We start from the raw sequence: 18,488 nt of genomic DNA, 5'->3' as shown, positions 1-18,488 counted from the left end.
GCTCCTCCTTTAGGACTCGAACCTAAGACCCTCTGATTAACAGTCAGATGCTCTAACCAACTGAGCTAAGGAGGAATTTAAAGCGGACTTGCTTTAAAATGCGAGTGCAAATTTAAGGGCTTTTTTTATATCTGCAAATTTTTTTTAATAAAAAATGCTATTAAAAATTTTTGCTTCTGGTTTTCAGTACTTTATTTTTTAAAAATATAGCTTTATAAGTTAATTCTGTGGTCAGCAATGTATTTAAAATAAGCATAAAAAAAAGTCTTGTTTTTACTAAAAGTTGTATTTTTGTCAGCATTATTCTTATTGATAGAAAAGCATAGTAAAATATATGGACAAATTTTCGTTCTTAAACGCAGCACATACAGGTTTTATAGGTGATTTGTACGAACAGTATCAGAAAAATCCTGATGCGGTAGAACCAAGTTGGAGAAGTTTTTTTCAAGGATACGATTTAGCAAACGAAAATTATTCGTTAACTGATGAAGAGATTTCAGTAGAAATTCCTGAAGAAGTACGCAAAGAATTTTTAGTAATCGATTTAATTAATGGTTACCGTACACGAGGGCATTTGTTTACAAAAACAAACCCAGTTCGAGATAGAAGAAAATATACACCTAGCCTAGATGTAGAAAATTTTGGATTAAAACAAGGTGATTTAGATACCGTTTTTAACGCAGGAGATATTTTAGGTATGGGACCGAGTTCTTTATCAAAAATAGTTTCACACCTTAAAGCAATTTATTGTGATAGTATAGGAGTGGAGTATATGTATATACGAAACCCAGAAGAATTAAAATGGTGGCAAAGTCGTTTAAACAAAAACGATAATCACCCTAGTTACGATTTAGAAGCAAAAAAATACATACTTACTAAGTTAAATCAAGCATCTACATTTGAAAGTTTCTTGCAAACAAAATACGTAGGTCAAAAACGTTTTTCTGTAGAAGGAGGGGAAACACTAATTCCAGGAGTAAGTGTAGCACTTCGTGATGCTGCTGAAAAATACGGAGTAGAAGAATGTGTTTTAGGTATGGCACACCGTGGTCGTTTAAATACATTAGTAAACATATTCAAAAAACCAGTTCGCGATTTATTTAGCGAATTTGAAGGGAAAGATTTCGAAGATCAAGATATTGATGGAGATGTTAAGTATCACTTAGGATTAACATTAAGCAAAGAATATAAAGGAGGTCAGAAGATGAAGATGAATTTGGTTCCAAATCCATCACATTTAGAAACTGTAGCAGCAGTTGCAGAAGGAATTGTTCGTGCCAAAGTTGATCAAGATTATAAAGGAGATAATGGTAAAATTTTACCAATAATAGTTCATGGAGATGCTGCAATTGCTGGTCAAGGAATTGCTTATGAGGTTGCTCAAATGATGACGTTGAACGGTTATAAAACAGGAGGAACAATTCATGTTGTAGTAAATAACCAAGTAGGTTTTACAACGAATTATTTAGATGCTCGTTCTAGTACGTATTGTACAGATGTGGCTAAAGTAACGTTATCTCCCGTATTACACGTAAATGCAGATGATGCAGAAGCTGTTTGTCATGCAATGGAAATGGCTGTTGAGTACCGAACTAAATTCAAAAAAGATATTTATATTGACTTATTAGGATATCGTAAATATGGTCATAACGAAGGTGATGAGCCTCGTTTTACTCAGCCAAAATTATATAAAGCAATTTCTAAGCATGAAAATGCAAAAGAAATTTATGCAGCAAAATTAGTCGAAGAAGGAAGTATTTCTACTGATTATGTAAAACAAATAACGAGTGAATTCAAAGCTCATTTAGAAGCAGAATTTACAGAATCTAAAAAGAAGACAACTTCTAAGATTCAAGAATTTATGCCAGAAGTATGGGATGGATTTGTTCGTAAACAATTACAAGATATGTTACAACCAGTAGATACTACGTATTCGGTTGAAGCATTAAAAGATATAGCAAAAGTAATTTCTACTACACCAGAAGGGCATAAGTTTGTTCGTAAAGCAGAACGTATTTTAAAAGGCCGTGATAAAGCAGTTTTTGAAGATAATAAGCTTGATTGGGGTACCGCAGAAAATTTAGCATATGGAACTTTATTAGAAGAAGGTTTTAACATACGTATATCTGGAGAAGATGTAGAAAGAGGAACATTCTCTCACCGTCATGCAATTATGCGTGATGAAGAAACTTTAGAACGTGTTAATTTGTTAAACACAAATCCGAAGAATAAAGGAGAAATGACTATTTTTAACTCTCATTTATCGGAATATGGAGTGTTAGGTTTTGATTATGGTTATGCCATGGCGGCTCCAAATACATTAACGATCTGGGAAGCGCAGTTTGGTGATTTTGCCAATGGAGCTCAAATTGTATTTGATCAATATATTTCTTCAGCAGAAGATAAATGGAAATTACAAAACGGATTGGTAATGTTATTACCTCACGGATATGAAGGTCAAGGACCAGAACATTCATCGGCAAGAATTGAACGATTTTTACAGTCATCAGCAATAGATAACTGGACAGTAGCAAATTGTTCTACACCAGCAAATATATACCATATATTACGTCGTCAGATGAAGCGTGATTTTAGAAAACCTTTAGTAGTTTTTACACCAAAGAGTTTGTTACGTCTTCCGAAGGCAGTAAGTCCAATAGAAGATTTAGGAAATGGAACTTTCCAAGAGGTTATTGATGATACTATTGATACTTCTAAAGTAAAAAAGATGGTATTCTGTACAGGTAAGTTTTACTATGATATGCTAGAAAGACGTGGAGATCTAGGGAGAGAGGATGTAGCATTGATTAGAATAGAACAATTATTTCCATTACATAATGATCAAATTAAAGAAGTAATGGATAAATATCCAAATGTAGAACGTTATGTTTGGGCTCAAGAAGAACCTAAAAATATGGGGTCTTGGGGATATATGTTAGAACGTTTTGAATTGGCTACATTAGAGTGTGCATCGAGAGATTATCACTCGGCACCAGCAGCAGGTTCAAGCGCACGTTATACACGTCGTCACGAACGAGTGTTAGATAAAGTTTTTGATTAAGATAGAATAAAAAGAAATTCAGATATATAAAATTTAGTACTGATGATTTTAGAAATGAAAGTTCCTTCTCCGGGGGAATCAATTACAGAAGTAGAAATAGCAACTTGGTTAGTTGAAGATGGTGATTATGTTGAGAAAGATCAACCAATTGCCGAAGTTGATTCTGATAAAGCAACGTTAGAATTGCCTGCGGAAGAAAGCGGAATTATCACTTTAAAAGCAGAAGAAGGTGATGCTGTTGAGGTTGGAGCTGTAGTATGCCATATAGATATGAGCGCAGCAAAACCAGCAGGAGGGTCTTCTACTGAAGCAAAAAAAGAAGAAGCTCCAAAAGCTGAAGCTCCTAAAAAAGAAGAAGTAAAAGCTGCAACTTATGCAACTGGAACTGCTTCTCCTGCAGCAAAGAAAGTTTTAGCTGAAAAAGGAATGGATGCTTCATCTATAAAAGGAACGGGGAAAGATGGTCGTATAACTAAAGAAGATGCAGTAAAAGCTGTTCCTTCAATGGGAACACAGCCAGCAAACGGTTCTAGAGGAACAGAGCGTAAGAAAATGTCGATGTTACGTCGTAAAGTAGCAGAGCGTTTGGTAGCTGTAAAAAGCGAAACAGCAATGTTAACTACGTTTAACGAAGTAAACATGCAACCAATTTTCGATTTACGTAAGCAGTATAAAGAAGATTTTAAAGCGAAGCACGGAGTAGGATTAGGATTTATGTCTTTCTTTACTTTAGCAGTTGTAAGAGCTTTACAAATGTATCCAGATGTTAATTCAATGATTGATGGAAAAGAACAAATAAAACACGATTTTCAAGATATTTCTATTGCAGTTTCTGGTCCTAAAGGATTAATGGTTCCTGTAATTAGAAATGCTGAAAACTTATCGTTTAGAGGAGTTGAAAGTGAGGTGAAACGTTTAGCTTTACGTGCTCGAGATGGTCAAATTACTGTAGATGAAATGACAGGAGGTACATTTACAATCACAAATGGTGGTGTATTTGGTTCTATGTTATCTACACCAATTATCAATCCTCCACAAAGTGGAATTTTAGGAATGCATAATATTGTTAACCGTCCAATGGCGGTAAATGGTGAAGTAGTAATTCAACCAATTATGTATGTTGCATTATCTTATGATCATAGAATTATTGATGGTCGTGAGTCTGTTGGTTTCTTAGTTGCTGTTAAAGAAGCTTTAGAAAATCCAGTAGAGTTATTAATGGATAACAATCCTACCAAAGCATTAGAAATGTAAGCAACAATGTTGTTATATAGATATTAAAATCCCGTACTTTTTGTGCGGGATTTTTTATTTCTTATTAGTACCTTTAAGGTTATATAGCTTTTTTTATGCCTAAAGAAATTCCTAGTTTAATATTTGAATCTAAATCTTCGGAAATTGAAGGGGTAGAAATAATTAGGTTAGAAGATATAGAGAGGAGAAAAGAAGAGTTTGAACATTTACCAAGTAAACCTCATCAACTAAATTTTTATCAATTAGCTTTTTATATAAGTGGAGAAACAGAACATTTAGTAGACTTTGTTTCACATAAAGTACAAAAGGGGTCTGTAGTTTATGTTTCTAAAGGGCAAGTAAATGCTTTTAAATTTACTGAGAATACTAAAGGGTATTTAATCCTTTTTACTGAGGAGTATTTTAAAAATCAATTAAATAATATTCCACAGAATACTGCAGTTAGATTATTAACACCTCAACTTTTTTCACCTAAAATTCAAATTCCAGAAGCTTCTAATATCCCTACATATATTGAATTGATTTACAAAGAGTTTTATAACCCATCAGAAAAATTCAACAAGAAGCACATCATAAATTCTTTGTTTAATATCATTTTCTCAAAGGTTGAAGAAATAAAAAAGAATCAAACAAATTATATACAAGAATCTGATAAGTTAAGCCTGTTTTTATCGTTTCAAAACATTTTAAAGAATGATTATACACTTAATAGAAATGCAGATTATTATGCACAAAACTTAAACATTACTTACAAGCATTTAAATATTGTATGTAAAGAGGTAATTAATAAGACAGCAAAACAATATATTGATGAATTTGTCATTTTAGAAGCTAAAAGAAATTTGGTAAACTCAACTATTAAAAGTACTGAATTAGCTTATTTAATGGGTTTTGAAGAATCAACTAATTTTGTAAAATATTTTAAAAAACACACAGGATTTACCCCTAATAACTTCAAAAAAAATATGATTTAACGAATTTGGTTTGATATTTACCATTTTTATCAAAGGATTAACCTACACTACCTTGTTGACTAGTCTTAATTTTGTAGTGTAATTAAAACATTATAAAAATGGAAACCAAAAAAATTCAAGTAATCGGAAACAAATTCAAAGTTGACTTTGGAGGTGATTTTGTGTTTGAATTAAACTTTCAATCAGAAAATAAAATGACCTGGACTCCTTTAAAAGGAGATGATAAACAATCGCACACAGAAAATATTACAATGGTAGAAATTAGGCCTAATGTATATATGGTATATTGGAAAGAAAAAAGTGGAAATAGAGTTGTTCATATAGAAGATTTTGAAAATGATATAGTGCATACTAATATTTCATTGCCAGATAAAGAGAACACATTTCTAAATTTTAATGGGTCATTAACACTAATTAAATAATAATAGTATGAAAAATATAGTGATCGTTTGCACTTTAATATTAGTAGTAAGCGCATGTAAAACAGAAAAGAAAAAAGAAATACAAACAACTAAAAAAGAACAAAAGATGGAAAACTTAAAAACAACAGCAGAAAAAGCACAAGAAGCTTTCTTTAAAGATTATAGTACTGAAGGAGTTAAAAAATATTTTAAAGAAGATTATATTCAACATAACCCTCATGTACCAACAGGAATTGAACCAGTATTGGGATTTTTACCTGTTTTAAAAGAAGGAAATACAAGTTATACTACGTATAGACTTTTACAGGATGGAGACTTTATTGTTTTCCATAATTCATATCACAATGCAGAAGCTCTTGGAGGAAAAGAAATGATAGCTTTTGATATTTGGCGTATGGAAGATGGAAAAATTGCTGAGCATTGGGATAATTTAACTCCTAAAGTAGAAAAAACAGCTAGCGGACGATCTCAAGTTGATGGACCAACAGAGGTTACAGATTTAGAAAAAACGAATACTAACAAAGCAATTGTAAAGAACTTTGTTAACGATGTTTTGTTTGGAAAAGCGCCAGAAAAAATCACAGAATATGTTAGTACAGAAGAATATCATCAACACAATCCTGCAATAAAAGATGGTTTAAGTGGTTTAGGTGAAGCAATAGCTTATTTAACGTCTCAAAACAATATGTTTAAATACAATAAGCTACATAAAGTATTAGGAGAAGGAAATTTTGTATTAACAATGAGTGAAGGAGAATGGGGTGGAAAGGCTCAAGCATTTTATGATTTATTTAGATTAAAAGATAATAAAATTGTTGAGCATTGGGATGTAATTCAAGAAGTCCCATCAGAAATGGCTCATAATAATGGGAAGTTTTAAATTCTTGTTTATATAATAACAAGTAAAGACCTATACTGATGTATAGGTTTTCTTATTAAATAAAAAAACGGAAAAACAATATTGTTTTTCCGTTATATAATCTAAGGGAAGGGGATAGATAGGTTATTTACCGTTTAAATCCCAGTTATAATCTAAATAGACAACTTCAGCCCCATCGTTAACTTGTGTATCTGAATATTTATTTATATAATCTACTAGGGAATGTTTTATAGTAAAATCTTCTTGATACCATTCGAACATTTTAGAAACTTCAACTTTATCTAATGTAATTTTATTCTTAGTTGGATCGTTAATAAAACCTTTCATTAAAGATTCTAATTTTGACTCAATATTCTTAGCAGTAAAGGCAAAGTTAGCAAATCTTGGCCCAGACTTAGAAGCTGCATTTATAGCAACATGAATCCTTGGATCATCATGCCATCTACGTAATATTTTATGTTCAATATAGTCAAGAGAATATGTTTTATTTCCAATAACAGCAAAAGGTATTTTCCATGCGTTTCTACCTTTTCTTTTAATGTCTGTTATCTTTTTTAAAGGATAACTATCTAAGATTAATTTAATGGTATAAGCATTGTAAGCATTAATCCAAAAAGCTTTTGCTTTTGATGCAGACCAATTTTTTCCTGGTACTGTTTTTTTCAAATCTTTCAAATAAAGATCCAATAAAGCACGGTTTTTTCTTAACCCTTTATAATCTACATCTCCTTGTGAGGTTACATAAGTTTTTAGAAGGGCGTTAAATACATCTGTTTGTGATTGCGACTGAATACTAATAAATAATAAACAGAAAAGGGTAATAATTTTTCGCATTTTTTTAGTTTTAAATAGTGTGAGACATTTGATTTCTTTTGACGCATTTTTTTTTAATACATTACAAAATATTTTAAATTAGGTTAGAAAACCTTTTTATAAAAATTAAGTTTATATTTTTATAAAATATTATTTTAAGGCTATATGATAGAGAATAAGGAGTTAGAATTGGCATTTAATTTTATAGAAAAAACTGACCGAAATTTGTTTTTAACAGGGAAAGCTGGAACCGGAAAAACAACTTTTTTACATAAAATAAAAAATGAAAGTTTAAAAAGAATGGTCGTTGTAGCGCCAACAGGTGTTGCAGCTATTAATGCAAAAGGAGTTACGATTCATTCATTCTTTCAATTGCCTTTCGGGCCAATTTTACCCAACACACAGAATTCACAAACAAATAGAATTCAACGGAAATTCAGCAAAATTAAAATTGATATTATTAAATCATTGGATTTAGTAATTATTGATGAGATTAGTATGGTTAGAGCTGATGTTTTAGATGGAATAGATGAAGTTTTACGACGCTATAAGAATAGAAATAAAGTATTTGGAGGTGCTCAAGTATTAATGATTGGCGATTTACAGCAATTGTCTCCAGTGATTCGTCCAAATGAATGGTCTTTATTGAGGTTGCATTATAAAACCGCATATTTTTTTAGTAGTAAAGCTTTTGAACAAGCAAACGCTGTAAGTCTTGAGTTAAAACATATTTATCGTCAACAAGATGAAAACTTTATTACTATTTTAAATGAAGTTCGTACCAATACACTTTCAGAAAGTTCAGCTAGTTTATTAAATAATCAATATCAGTCAGATTTTGAGCCTCATAAAGAAGATGGTTACATTACTTTAACCACGCATAATAAAAAAGCGGATACAATAAACCAGAATGAGTTAAGTAAAATCACAAAAAAATCTAAAACGTATAAAGCTGAAATTTATAAAGAATTTAATGAGAAAAATTATCCCAATGATGAACATTTATCTTTAAAAGTAGGAGCTCAAGTAATGTTTATTAAAAATGACAGTTCACCAGATAGACGCTATTATAATGGTAAAATAGGAACTGTTGTTTTTTTAGAAGAGGATTCTGTTACAGTTAAATGTTCAGAAGATGATATTATAGAGACTACAGTTGAAACATGGGAAAATATATCATACAATCTGGATGCTGATACGCAAGAAATATCAGAAAAATTAGAAGGATCATATACACAGATACCATTACGATTAGCTTGGGCAATAACAATTCATAAAAGTCAAGGGTTAACTTTTGAAAAAGCAATTATAGACGCAGAAGCTTCTTTTGCACATGGACAAACTTATGTAGCCCTAAGTAGATGTAAAACGTTAGAAGGAATCGTATTAAAAACACCTATAAAAACTACTAGTATTATAAATGATAATACAATAAAGAGTTTTAACAAACAGGTAGAAGATAATATACCAACTAGCAAAGATTTAGAAATTTCGAAAAAGAAATTTCAGTTAAATTTAATAAATGATCTATTTAATTATCATGGATTTTTACAACCAATTACACGTTTAATTGATCTATATTATAACAATCAAACTTCTTTGGAAGGAAATATTATTGAGCCTTTAAAAAAAATAAAAGATGAAGGAATAGTACCGTTGTTAAGAGTAGCAAATTCATTTAAAATCCAATTAGAAAGCTTATCCATTACAGCAGAAAACAGTAACGATAAAGTAATTCAAGAACGTTATACAAAGGCTTTAGCATATTTTAAGAAAGAAACTGAAGAAAAAGTAATAGAAGTATTCAATACTTTTTCTTATAGCACAGATAATAAAGCATTAGAAAAAGATTTTGAAAAACAATTGTCTTCTTTTGAAGAGTTTTTAAGAATTAAAAAAATATTATTTAACACGTTATCTTCTAGTTTTTCAACAAAAGAGTTTTTAAAAATACGAGCTAAAGCTGTTATTGAAAAACCAGAAAAAAAGAAGAAAATACGAGTAGAAGTTACTGCAACTAAGCACCAAGAATTATTTGAGAATTTACGATTATTTAGAACAAGTGTTTCAAATTCAGATAACATACCACCATTCCAAATTTTCACCCAAAAAACTTTATTTGAGTTATGTGAATTACTTCCTTTAGATAAAGTTCAGCTTAAAAAAGTAAATGGCATGGGTAAAATTAGAATTGAAAAATATGGTGATGAGATATTAGAAATAATTAATAATTATGCGAAAGAAAATAATTTAAAATCGCAAATAGAAATTATAGAGGTTGAAACAGATAAGCGTAATACCAAAAACATTACGTTTGATTTATATAAAGAAGGTTTTTCTAAAGAAGAAATAGCAGAAAAGAGAGGTTTAGTTATTGGAACTATTGAAGGTCATTTGTCCCATTTTATTACTCAAGGAGACATAGAAATTACAACATTGTTTAGTGATAAGAAATTGGAAAAGGCAAAAAGAATCATAAATGCTACAGGCTTTGATAAATTGTCAAAAGTAAAAGAGATTGTAGAAGATGAATACACTTGGGGAGAGTTACGAATGATTGTTTCTTGGATGAAATCTAATTTTAGTGATTAAATAATGTAGGTGAAATTGAAATGTTTTTGTTGTTTATTATATTGATTATTAGTAGTTTAGATTTTAAATTAACTAAAAACCCTTCAAAAATGAAAAATTATCTTTTCAAGATGGTACTTTGTACCATTATGTTACTATGTGTGTCAATTGTAAATGCCCAAAAAGCCTTCAAAATTGGTGATGAATTTGACTCAGACATTAAGATTACAAAAACGTACCAAAAATTTAAAAAGAAAAGTACTAATCAAGAAAAAACGGATTTAGTGTATAAAAAAGAGTTTTATTCTAAAAACTCATCTTACATTAAATTGTATTTCAAAAATTTTGATTTAGCACCAGGAGACTATTTAGAAATAATAGGAGCTAAAAGCAAAGAGTCATTGATTTATGCTGGAAAAGGCAAAATAGTTGATAATAATATGACAACGATAAGTAATTTCTGGTCGAAAGTATTATTTGATGATAAAATAGAAGTTCGCTTATATTCATCTGGAAATGTTGGAAAACACAACGGATTTGAGATTACTAAAGTAGCTTATGGATTTACTCCGGAAAAACTAATTAAAGCAGTAGAACAACAAGAAGGAAAATCTATCTGTTCTAGCGATAATAAAGAGCGTATTGCTTGTTATAGTGGAACGGAAATGTATGAAAAAGCAAAAGCTGTTTGTAGACTAATTATCAATGGTAGTTCTAGTTGTACTGGTTGGCTTTTAGGAAGTGAAGGTCATTTAATGACAAATAATCACTGTATTGGTTCTGCATCTGATGCTCAAAATACAGATTTCATTTTCAATTATCAGTATCAAGGTTGTACAGGGAGTACTAGTGCTACTCAAAACGTAGTAGCATCTTCAGCTACTTTTGTAAAAACAAGTTCAAGTTTAGATTATACTTTGGTAAAATTACCTACCAACCCAACTAGTACTTATGGGTATTTAAGTATTAGTCCAACAGTTTCTGCAGTAGGGGATAGGATTTATATTCCACAACATCCTGGAGGAAGAAGAAAAGAAATATCTGTAAATACTGATACTGGTTTTTCAGAAGTTTCTTGTGTAGGAAGTTGTGGAAATGCTGGAGGAGCAGGAAAAAGAATAAATTACTATGCAGATACAGAAGGAGGAAGTTCTGGGTCACCTGTAATAGATTATAATACAAATTTTGTAGTGGCTATTCATAATACAGGATTTTGTCCTAATGGTTCTTATGGAAGGAGTGACGATTTAATTAGCTCTATAGGTAGTTCTATGCCAATAAATGGAATAGGAAGTGGAGGAGGAAATCCAGGAGGAGGATGTTCCAGTACTGTAAACTCTTTTCCTTATGCTGAAAGTTTTGAAACAGGAGATGTGTGGACACAAGCCACTGGTGATAATGGAAACTGGGTAAGAGATGCTTCAGGAACACCTTCATCTGGAACTGGGCCAAGCTCTGGAGCTGATGGAAATTATTATATGTTTTTAGAAGCTTCTACTAATAGCAGTCCAGGTCAAATAGGTGCAAATGCTACGGCGATTTTAGAAAGCCCATGTTTTAATTTATCAGGAATAAGCTCAGCAACATTTACATTTAGCAATCATATGTATGGTACAAGTGTTGGATCGTTAAAGCTAGAAGCTTCTACAAATGGAACTAGTTGGACTAGTCTTTGGAGTGATTCTGGAAATAAAGGAAATCAATGGAATAATCAATCAGTGAATTTAAGTTCTTATATAGGTCAAAATGAAGTAAGATTAAGATTTGTCGGTACAACAGGTTCTAGTTGGTCTAGTGATATTGCTATTGATAATTTAGCATTAACTTCTGGAGGAGGTAACCCGAATCCTGGATGTTCAGCATTAAATTTCAATGACTATACAGTTACTTCGTTTTCAAATCAAGATAATGCAGGAAATTATTCTATAGGTTCTGGAGGAGCTTCACTAACATTAACGAATAATACTTGGAAGTACATTTCTTTAAACTATACAGTTACGGTTAATACTGTAATTGAGTTTGAATTCAGTAGTACTTCTCAAGGAGAAATACACGGTGTAGGTTTTGAAAACGATAATAGTTTAACATCTAGTAGATATTTTAAAGTTCATGGTACACAAAATTATGGAGTAACTAATTTTGATAACTATGTTAGTGGAACAAAAAAATATGTAATTCCTGTAGGAAGTTCTTATACAGGGGCTATGGTTAGATTGGTGTTTATAAACGATAATGATAGTGGTTCTGGAAATAACTCTACATTTAGTAATGTGAAAATTTATGAAGGATCATGTGAGAATTCGAATGTAATAATCACAGAAATATTTGATACTAGAGTAGATACCTTAGGAGATGAAGATGAAGGAATATTTACATCTGTTAAAATTGCTCCTAACCCTATTAAAAAAGGTACAGTATTACAATTGGTAGGCCCTAAGAGAAATTTATCTGATGCATCTTATAAAGTAATAAATGTATTAGGACAAGTATTGAAAAGAGGAAACTTATCGGAAGAAAAAACAATTAATGTTGATAAACTGAATTTTGGAACATATATTCTAAGATTAGAGAATAAGTTTACTAAAACTAGTAAACGATTTATAATAGAATAAAAAATAATTTATAAAAGAAACAGCCCTCTTAATTTCTAAGAGGGCTGTTTTTATTTTTTTAAGAACCTAATTATAAATCAAAACCAATATTAACGCCTAGCTTGTTGGCAATTAATTTATTAATTCGCTTTTTAACTTCAGGTATTTTTACACTCTCTAAAACTGTGTTTGCAAAAGCATACATTAACAATGCTTTTGCTTCTTTTTTAGGAATACCACGTTGTTGCATATAAAATAACGCTTGTTCATCTAATTGACCAATAGTACAACCATGAGAACATTTTACATCATCTGCAAAAATTTCTAATTGAGGTTTTGCATTAATGGTAGCTTTATCACTTACTAAAACATTATTGTTTTGTTGGTAAGCATTTGTTTTTTGGGCTTCCTTTTCAACAACAACTTTTCCATTGAAAACAGCTGTAGAACGATCGTCATAAATACCTTTATAATCTTGATGAGATTCACAATTTGGCTCAATATGATGTACTAAAGTATGATGATCTACATGTTGCTTTCCTTCAATAATAGTTATTCCTTTTAAAATAGAATCGATATGTTCTCCTCTTTGATAAAAGTTTAGATTATTTCGAGTGATATTTCCTCCAAAAGAAAAAGTATGAACAGAAACAATACTGTTAGATTTTTGCTCTATGTAAGCATTGTCTATTAACGAAGCATTTTCATGATCATTTTGAATTTTATAAATATCTACCGTTGCATCTTTTGCTGCAAAAACTTCCGTTACCGAATTTGTTAAAACAGGATTAGAAGTTAAACTTTGATGACGTTCAATAATTTGAACATGTGCATTTTGTTCTGCAACAATTAAGTTACGAGGTTGCGTCATAATAGCGTCTTCAGAGCCTGTAGTAAAATTGATAATTTGTATAGGCTTTTCTACCTCTACATTTCTTGGAATGTAGATATATGCACCTTCGCTAGCGAATGCTGTATTTAGCGAAGTTAAATTATCTTGTTTAGCTATTTTATTGAAATAATTTTCAATAACAACTTTGTATTTTGGTTTAGTTAATGCAGATGACATTAAACATACATCAATAGTATCGTGTGTAGTTTCAGATAAGAAAGAACTATATTTTCCATCTATAAATACAATTTTATATGTATCAATATCGTGAATAAAATACTTCTTTACATCTGCCAATTCTATAGCGACTTCTGAGTTTGGAAAAATGCTATAATCTTGTTTTAAAACAGAATTTAGAGAAGTGTATTTCCACGCTTCTAATTTCTTAGTAGGGAAACCTAATTCTTCAAAATTTTGTAATGCTTTTGTTCTAATATCGTGCACATCAGAGTTAACATCTACACCATTTTCAAAAGCTACGTACGAGGCTGCAAATTTTTCTTTTAATTCCATTTTCTTAAGAATTAACTTCTTCTTTAATCCAATCGTACCCTTTAGCTTCTAGCTCTAAGGCTAGAGATGCATCTCCAGATTTCACAATCTTACCATCGTGTAAAACGTGAACAAAATCAGGAACGATATAGTCTAATAAACGTTGGTAATGTGTAATTACAATTACCGCATTGTCTTTAGATTTTAACTTATTTACACCGTTAGCGACAATACGTAACGCATCAATATCTAAACCAGAATCTGTTTCATCTAAAATAGCCAATTTAGGCTCTAACATTGCCATTTGAAAAATTTCATTACGTTTCTTCTCTCCTCCAGAAAAACCTTGGTTTAAAGAACGTGATAAAAACTTACGATCTATTTCTAATAATTCTGATTTCTCACGAATCATTTTCAACATATCTTTAGCAGGCATTTCTTCTAAACCTTTTGACTTACGAGATTCGTTAATTGCTGTTTTGATGAAATTTGTAACCGTTACACCAGGAATTTCAACAGGATATTGAAACGATAAAAATACACCGTTATGAGCTCTTTCTTCAGGAGCTAATTCGCTAATATCTTCTCCATTTAATTCAATAGTTCCTTCAGTAACTTCGTATTCTTCTTTTCCTGCAATTATAGAAGCCATGGTACTTTTACCAGCACCATTTGGTCCCATTATAGCATGAACCTCTCCAGCTTTAACTTCTATACTCAATCCTTTTAAGATTGACTTATCTTCTATGTTAGCGTGTAAATTTTCTATTTTTAACATGGTAATATATCTTTGTCGTTTGGTATTAACCAACACTTCCTTCTAAACTGATTTCTAATAATTTTTGTGCTTCAACAGCAAATTCCATTGGTAACTTATTTAATACTTCTTTACTAAATCCATTTACGATTAATGCAATTGCTTTTTCGGTATCAATTCCACGTTGGTTACAATAGAATAATTGGTCTTCACCAATTTTACTTGTAGTTGCTTCGTGTTCTATTTGTGCCGATTTATTTTTTACTTCAATGTAAGGAAATGTATGTGCTCCACATTCATTACCCATTAATAAAGAATCACATTGTGAGAAGTTACGTGCATTTTCCGCTCTTGGGCTTATTTGCACTAAACCTCTATAACTATTTTGTGACTTTCCTGCTGAGATCCCTTTAGAAATAATGGTTGACTTAGTGTTCTTTCCTAAGTGAACCATTTTTGTTCCTGTATCAGCTTGTTGGTAATTATTTGTTACTGCTATAGAGTAAAATTCTCCAACTGAATTGTTTCCTTTTAATATACAACTTGGGTATTTCCAAGTTACAGCCGAACCAGTTTCAACTTGTGTCCAAGAAATTTTTGCATTGGTTTCACACAAACCTCTTTTGGTAACAAAGTTATAAACTCCACCTTTTCCTTCAGCATTTCCAGGATACCAGTTTTGCACTGTAGAATATTTAATTTCAGCATCATCCATAGCAATTAGCTCTACCACAGCAGCGTGTAATTGATTCTCATCTCTACTTGGTGCGGTACAACCTTCTAAATATGAAACATAACTTCCTTTGTCTGCAACAACTAATGTTCTTTCAAACTGACCAGTTCCTCCTTCGTTAATTCTAAAGTATGTTGATAATTCCATTGGGCAACGAACACCTTTTGGGATGTAACAGAAAGATCCATCAGAAAAAACTGCAGAATTTAATGCTGCATAAAAATTATCGGTAGTAGGAACTATAGTTCCTAGATATTTCTTTACCAATTCTGGGTGCTCTTGAATTGCTTCTGAAATAGGCATAAAAATAATACCTTTTTCAGCTAGTGTTTCTTTGAATGTTGTAGCAACAGAAACCGAATCCATTACAATATCAACAGCCACATTAGCTAATTTTTTTTGCTCATCTAAAGAAATACCTAAACGTTTAAATGTATCCAATAATTCTGGATCTACTTCATCCAAACTATTCAATTTTGGTTTCTCTTTTGGAGCTGAATAATAGGCGATTTCTTGAAAATTTGGTTTTTCATATTGAACATTAGCCCATTCAGGCTCTTCCATTTGTTCCCAAACTCTAAAGGCTTCTAAACGCCATTCAGTCATCCATTCAGGTTCGTTTTTCTTTTTTGAAATAGCACGAACCACTTCTTCATTTAAACCTTTTGCAAAGGTTTCACTTTCTATATCAGTATAAAAACCATATTCGTATTCTTTGGTTTTTAACTCTTCTCTTAAATCGTCTTCGGTATACTTGCTCATAATTGAGTTGTAATGTTATAAAGAAAAACTTTCTCCGCAACCACAAGTGCGGTTTGCATTTGGATTATTAAATACAAATCCTTTTCCATTTAATCCTCCAGAATATTCTAGGGTAGTTCCAACTAGGTATAAAAAACTTTTTTTGTCAACAACAATTTTTACATTGTTCTCTTCAAAAACCTTATCATTTTCTTGGGTGCTTTTATCAAAGGTTAAATCGTATGATAACCCTGAACAACCACCACTTTTTACCCCAACACGAACAAAGTCGGTTGTAGCGTTAAATCCGTCGTCTGTCATTAGCTCAATGACTTTCTTTTTAGCTGTGTCTGAAACTTTTATCATTGTTTAAGTGGATTAACTCTAAATAGTTTGCAAATATACAATTTAAGTCTCATTTAATTGCACAACCTTTCATTGTGTTTTTTAATGGAGTTATTAGTTTTCTTGATTATTCTTGAAAATCAGGATTGCTAACAAAATTATTATCGGAAAGAGAAAGTAAAAAAGTTTTTAAATCGGCCTTATCTTTTGATGTAAGATTTACACCTCCTTGATTTACCTTTTTCATTAAAGGATCAACTGTTGGTGAGGGTTTTAAGCCTGTTGAGTAATGGTTTATAACTTCTTCTAGTGTAGTAAATCGACCATCATGCATATAGGGTGCAGTAAATTTTAAATTTCTAAGAGATGGCGTTCTAAATTTCCCATTGTCATTTGGATCACCAGTAACTTTCCCAAAACCTAAATCGGTAAAAGTAGCATCTAAGCCATTATTATGAAATTGATTATCCGTCCATAAAGGATTATTGTTGCTTCCGTGGCAATGAAAACAATCTCCACGAGTTTCATCCATAAATACATCAAAACCATTTTTTTCTTCGGGAGTTAATTGCACTTTGTTTAGTAGAAATTGATCGAATTTAGAATTTCCTGAAATTAAAGTTCTTTCAAATTGGGCTAATGCTTTGGTAATTAATGTGGAATCTATTTTGGTTGTTCCAAATGCTTGTTTAAATAATGTAGGGTATTCTGCATGGTTTTTAACTTTTTGAGCAATATTAGTCCATTTACTATGCATTTCAATAGGATTACGGACGGGTTCTAAAGCTTGTCGTTCAAGACTTAGTTCTTTTCCGTCCCATGCAAAACGTTCATCGAAATTCCATGCTAAATTAAAAAGAGGCATAGAATTACGTGTGCCAAATTTACCATCTACACCATCACTGAATTGAGTTTCATCTGTAAAAGCTCTTTTAGGATCGTGGCAAGTTGCACATGATTGCGTATTGTTTTTTGATAATATTTCATCAAAAAATAGTTTTTTTCCTAGTGCAACTCCTTCTTCTGTTAAAGGATTATTTGAAGGTATAACAGGAGAAATTAATTTTTGCTGAAAAAGCTCTGGAATTTTTAATGTAGTAGGTTTTGGAGTATATACATCTTCTTCTTTTGATGAACAATTCATTAAAAGAAGACAAAATATGAGATATATACTTTTTTTTATCATTAAGTTTTATTGTGATATTGTTCCTAAGCTAAATACGCCAGCTTTTCCGTTTTCAGCCATTAATTTTTGCGCACTAAAATTAGGCATTAACATAGTGTTTAATGTATTTAAATCCCATTCGTTAGGGTTTTTGAACCATTCAGCAACATTCATTTTAACTTCTATTGTAGCATCATTTTTAATTGATACTGTACCTAACTCTATAGTGAAAAAAGTGTCTTCGAATTTTAAATTTGTTGGATCTGTATTGTCTACAGCTCTAATGGCATGATAATTAAAATTAGATTGAACATTACTTTTGTTAAGGTATTTTCCATCCATTTGCATAAAATGATAACCTCCGCCAAGCATTGCTGGTACATTCCATGAAGCTGAGTTTAAATCTTGGTAGGTACCATCTGTATTATCAGTATTATTAAAACCAAAAGTAACTGCTAATTTGTAAGAACCTTCTGATATTTTTTGAGGTAGTGTATGTGTTAATTCATCAGTTTTACTTACATCAATTAATTTATAACCATCAAAAACTGTAACTTTATCTGAACCGTCCGTTAAAGTAATTCTTGAAATTAAATATCTTAATTTTTCTATGGTAAGTTCTGTTCCTAACTTATTAGTAAACTCTGTATTACTTAAATCTGATTTTTCAATGGTAGTTGCATCCCAATTTTGAGAGAAGTTTATTTTAACAGTAACCTCTTTGATTAGTTCGTCACTATCTGAACTACATGAAAAAAGTAATATACTTAAGAATAGAGTTAAATATTGTTTCATTG

Annotated in this window: 14 protein-coding genes and 1 tRNA gene; 7 read left to right on the top strand and 8 right to left on the bottom strand. The window is 31.1% G+C overall.

All coding sequences use genetic code 11. The features are described from left to right. Position 1 precedes the first annotated feature (1 nt). Positions 2 to 75 (bottom strand) — tRNA-Asn (locus Q0881_RS16365). Positions 76 to 334: 259 nt separating this feature from the next. Here Q0881_RS16365 and Q0881_RS16360 point away from each other — a divergent pair. The 5 genes from Q0881_RS16360 (at position 335) to Q0881_RS16340 (ending at position 6,591) form a co-directional block, all read left to right on the top strand. Beyond that, positions 335 to 3,061: a 2-oxoglutarate dehydrogenase E1 component gene (locus Q0881_RS16360; protein ID WP_299162635.1), complete on the top strand. Its 2,727-nt coding sequence runs from the start codon at positions 335 to 337 to the stop codon at positions 3,059 to 3,061. A 42-nt stretch (positions 3,062 to 3,103) separates the two neighbouring features. Beyond that, positions 3,104 to 4,315, top strand: coding sequence for a 2-oxoglutarate dehydrogenase complex dihydrolipoyllysine-residue succinyltransferase (odhB, locus tag Q0881_RS16355; protein WP_299162633.1), 1,212 nt, complete (start codon positions 3,104 to 3,106; stop codon positions 4,313 to 4,315). A 95-nt stretch (positions 4,316 to 4,410) separates the two neighbouring features. Beyond that, positions 4,411 to 5,289 (top strand): helix-turn-helix domain-containing protein, encoded by an 879-nt coding sequence (locus Q0881_RS16350; protein ID WP_299162631.1) that lies wholly within the window; start codon positions 4,411 to 4,413, stop codon positions 5,287 to 5,289. 98 nt (positions 5,290 to 5,387) lie between these two features. Then, positions 5,388 to 5,711 carry a MoaF N-terminal domain-containing protein gene (locus Q0881_RS16345; RefSeq protein WP_299162629.1) on the top strand — a complete coding sequence of 108 codons (324 nt, stop codon included), beginning with the start codon at positions 5,388 to 5,390 and terminating at the stop codon, positions 5,709 to 5,711. Positions 5,712 to 5,718: 7 nt separating this feature from the next. Beyond that, on the top strand, positions 5,719 to 6,591 hold the full coding sequence (locus Q0881_RS16340; RefSeq protein WP_299162626.1) for a nuclear transport factor 2 family protein: 873 nt from the start codon (positions 5,719 to 5,721) through the stop codon (positions 6,589 to 6,591). Positions 6,592 to 6,714: 123 nt separating this feature from the next. Here the strand turns inward: Q0881_RS16340 and Q0881_RS16335 are convergent, their stop codons facing one another. Next, positions 6,715 to 7,425, bottom strand: coding sequence for a DUF547 domain-containing protein (locus tag Q0881_RS16335; protein ID WP_299162624.1), 711 nt, complete (start codon positions 7,423 to 7,425; stop codon positions 6,715 to 6,717). Positions 7,426 to 7,569: 144 nt separating this feature from the next. Here Q0881_RS16335 and Q0881_RS16330 point away from each other — a divergent pair, with 144 nt between their 5' ends. Next, on the top strand, positions 7,570 to 9,996 hold the full coding sequence (locus Q0881_RS16330; protein WP_299162621.1) for a helix-turn-helix domain-containing protein: 2,427 nt from the start codon (positions 7,570 to 7,572) through the stop codon (positions 9,994 to 9,996). 89 nt (positions 9,997 to 10,085) lie between these two features. Continuing rightward, positions 10,086 to 12,587 (top strand): trypsin-like peptidase domain-containing protein, encoded by a 2,502-nt coding sequence (locus Q0881_RS16325; RefSeq protein ID WP_299162619.1) that lies wholly within the window; start codon positions 10,086 to 10,088, stop codon positions 12,585 to 12,587. 70 nt (positions 12,588 to 12,657) lie between these two features. Here Q0881_RS16325 and sufD read toward each other — a convergent pair whose 3' ends face one another. The 6 genes from sufD to Q0881_RS16295 all read right to left on the bottom strand — a co-directional run bounded on the left by sufD (position 12,658) and on the right by Q0881_RS16295 (position 18,486). Beyond that, on the bottom strand, positions 12,658 to 13,971 hold the full coding sequence (gene sufD, locus Q0881_RS16320; RefSeq protein WP_299162617.1) for a Fe-S cluster assembly protein SufD: 1,314 nt from the start codon (positions 13,969 to 13,971) through the stop codon (positions 12,658 to 12,660). Between the two features lie 4 nt (positions 13,972 to 13,975). Next, the gene (sufC, locus tag Q0881_RS16315) at positions 13,976 to 14,728 is read right to left on the bottom strand and encodes a Fe-S cluster assembly ATPase SufC (RefSeq protein ID WP_299162615.1); all 753 of its coding nucleotides are present in this window, start codon (positions 14,726 to 14,728) and stop codon (positions 13,976 to 13,978) included. 25 nt (positions 14,729 to 14,753) lie between these two features. Continuing rightward, the gene (sufB, locus tag Q0881_RS16310; protein WP_299162612.1) at positions 14,754 to 16,202 is read right to left on the bottom strand and encodes a Fe-S cluster assembly protein SufB; all 1,449 of its coding nucleotides are present in this window, start codon (positions 16,200 to 16,202) and stop codon (positions 14,754 to 14,756) included. 15 nt (positions 16,203 to 16,217) lie between these two features. Then, positions 16,218 to 16,547, bottom strand: a complete 330-nt coding sequence (locus Q0881_RS16305) for an iron-sulfur cluster assembly accessory protein (RefSeq protein ID WP_299162610.1) — start codon at positions 16,545 to 16,547, stop codon at positions 16,218 to 16,220. A gap of 106 nt (positions 16,548 to 16,653) precedes the next feature. Continuing rightward, positions 16,654 to 17,670: a cytochrome c peroxidase gene (locus Q0881_RS16300; protein ID WP_299162608.1), complete on the bottom strand. Its 1,017-nt coding sequence runs from the start codon at positions 17,668 to 17,670 to the stop codon at positions 16,654 to 16,656. Positions 17,671 to 17,718: 48 nt separating this feature from the next. Continuing rightward, entirely contained in the window at positions 17,719 to 18,486 is a 768-nt protein-coding gene (locus tag Q0881_RS16295; RefSeq protein ID WP_299162606.1) for an MbnP family protein, read from the bottom strand. Positions 18,487 to 18,488: the final 2 nt, after the last annotated feature.

The organism is uncultured Tenacibaculum sp., assembly GCF_947494125.1.
GTDB lineage: Bacteria > Bacteroidota > Bacteroidia > Flavobacteriales > Flavobacteriaceae > Polaribacter.
This window is presented reverse-complemented; position numbering and strand designations above follow the sequence as displayed.

Excerpts from the sequence above, each read along its gene's own strand:
- Q0881_RS16345 (WP_299162629.1), top strand. The coding sequence starts at position 5,388 with ATGGAAACCAAAAAAATTCAAGTAATCGGAAACAAATTCAAAGTTGAC.
- Q0881_RS16335 (WP_299162624.1), bottom strand. The coding sequence starts at position 7,425 with ATGCGAAAAATTATTACCCTTTTCTGTTTATTATTTATTAGTATTCAG.
- Q0881_RS16325 (WP_299162619.1), top strand. The coding sequence starts at position 10,086 with ATGAAAAATTATCTTTTCAAGATGGTACTTTGTACCATTATGTTACTA.
- Q0881_RS16350 (WP_299162631.1), top strand. The coding sequence starts at position 4,411 with ATGCCTAAAGAAATTCCTAGTTTAATATTTGAATCTAAATCTTCGGAA.
- odhB (WP_299162633.1), top strand. The coding sequence starts at position 3,104 with ATGATTTTAGAAATGAAAGTTCCTTCTCCGGGGGAATCAATTACAGAA.
- sufD (WP_299162617.1), bottom strand. The coding sequence starts at position 13,971 with ATGGAATTAAAAGAAAAATTTGCAGCCTCGTACGTAGCTTTTGAAAAT.
- Q0881_RS16300 (WP_299162608.1), bottom strand. The coding sequence starts at position 17,670 with ATGAATTGTTCATCAAAAGAAGAAGATGTATATACTCCAAAACCTACT.
- sufC (WP_299162615.1), bottom strand. The coding sequence starts at position 14,728 with ATGTTAAAAATAGAAAATTTACACGCTAACATAGAAGATAAGTCAATC.
- sufB (WP_299162612.1), bottom strand. The coding sequence starts at position 16,202 with ATGAGCAAGTATACCGAAGACGATTTAAGAGAAGAGTTAAAAACCAAA.
- Q0881_RS16295 (WP_299162606.1), bottom strand. The coding sequence starts at position 18,486 with ATGAAACAATATTTAACTCTATTCTTAAGTATATTACTTTTTTCATGT.
- Q0881_RS16330 (WP_299162621.1), top strand. The coding sequence starts at position 7,570 with ATGATAGAGAATAAGGAGTTAGAATTGGCATTTAATTTTATAGAAAAA.
- Q0881_RS16360 (WP_299162635.1), top strand. The coding sequence starts at position 335 with ATGGACAAATTTTCGTTCTTAAACGCAGCACATACAGGTTTTATAGGT.
- Q0881_RS16305 (WP_299162610.1), bottom strand. The coding sequence starts at position 16,547 with ATGATAAAAGTTTCAGACACAGCTAAAAAGAAAGTCATTGAGCTAATG.
- Q0881_RS16340 (WP_299162626.1), top strand. The coding sequence starts at position 5,719 with ATGAAAAATATAGTGATCGTTTGCACTTTAATATTAGTAGTAAGCGCA.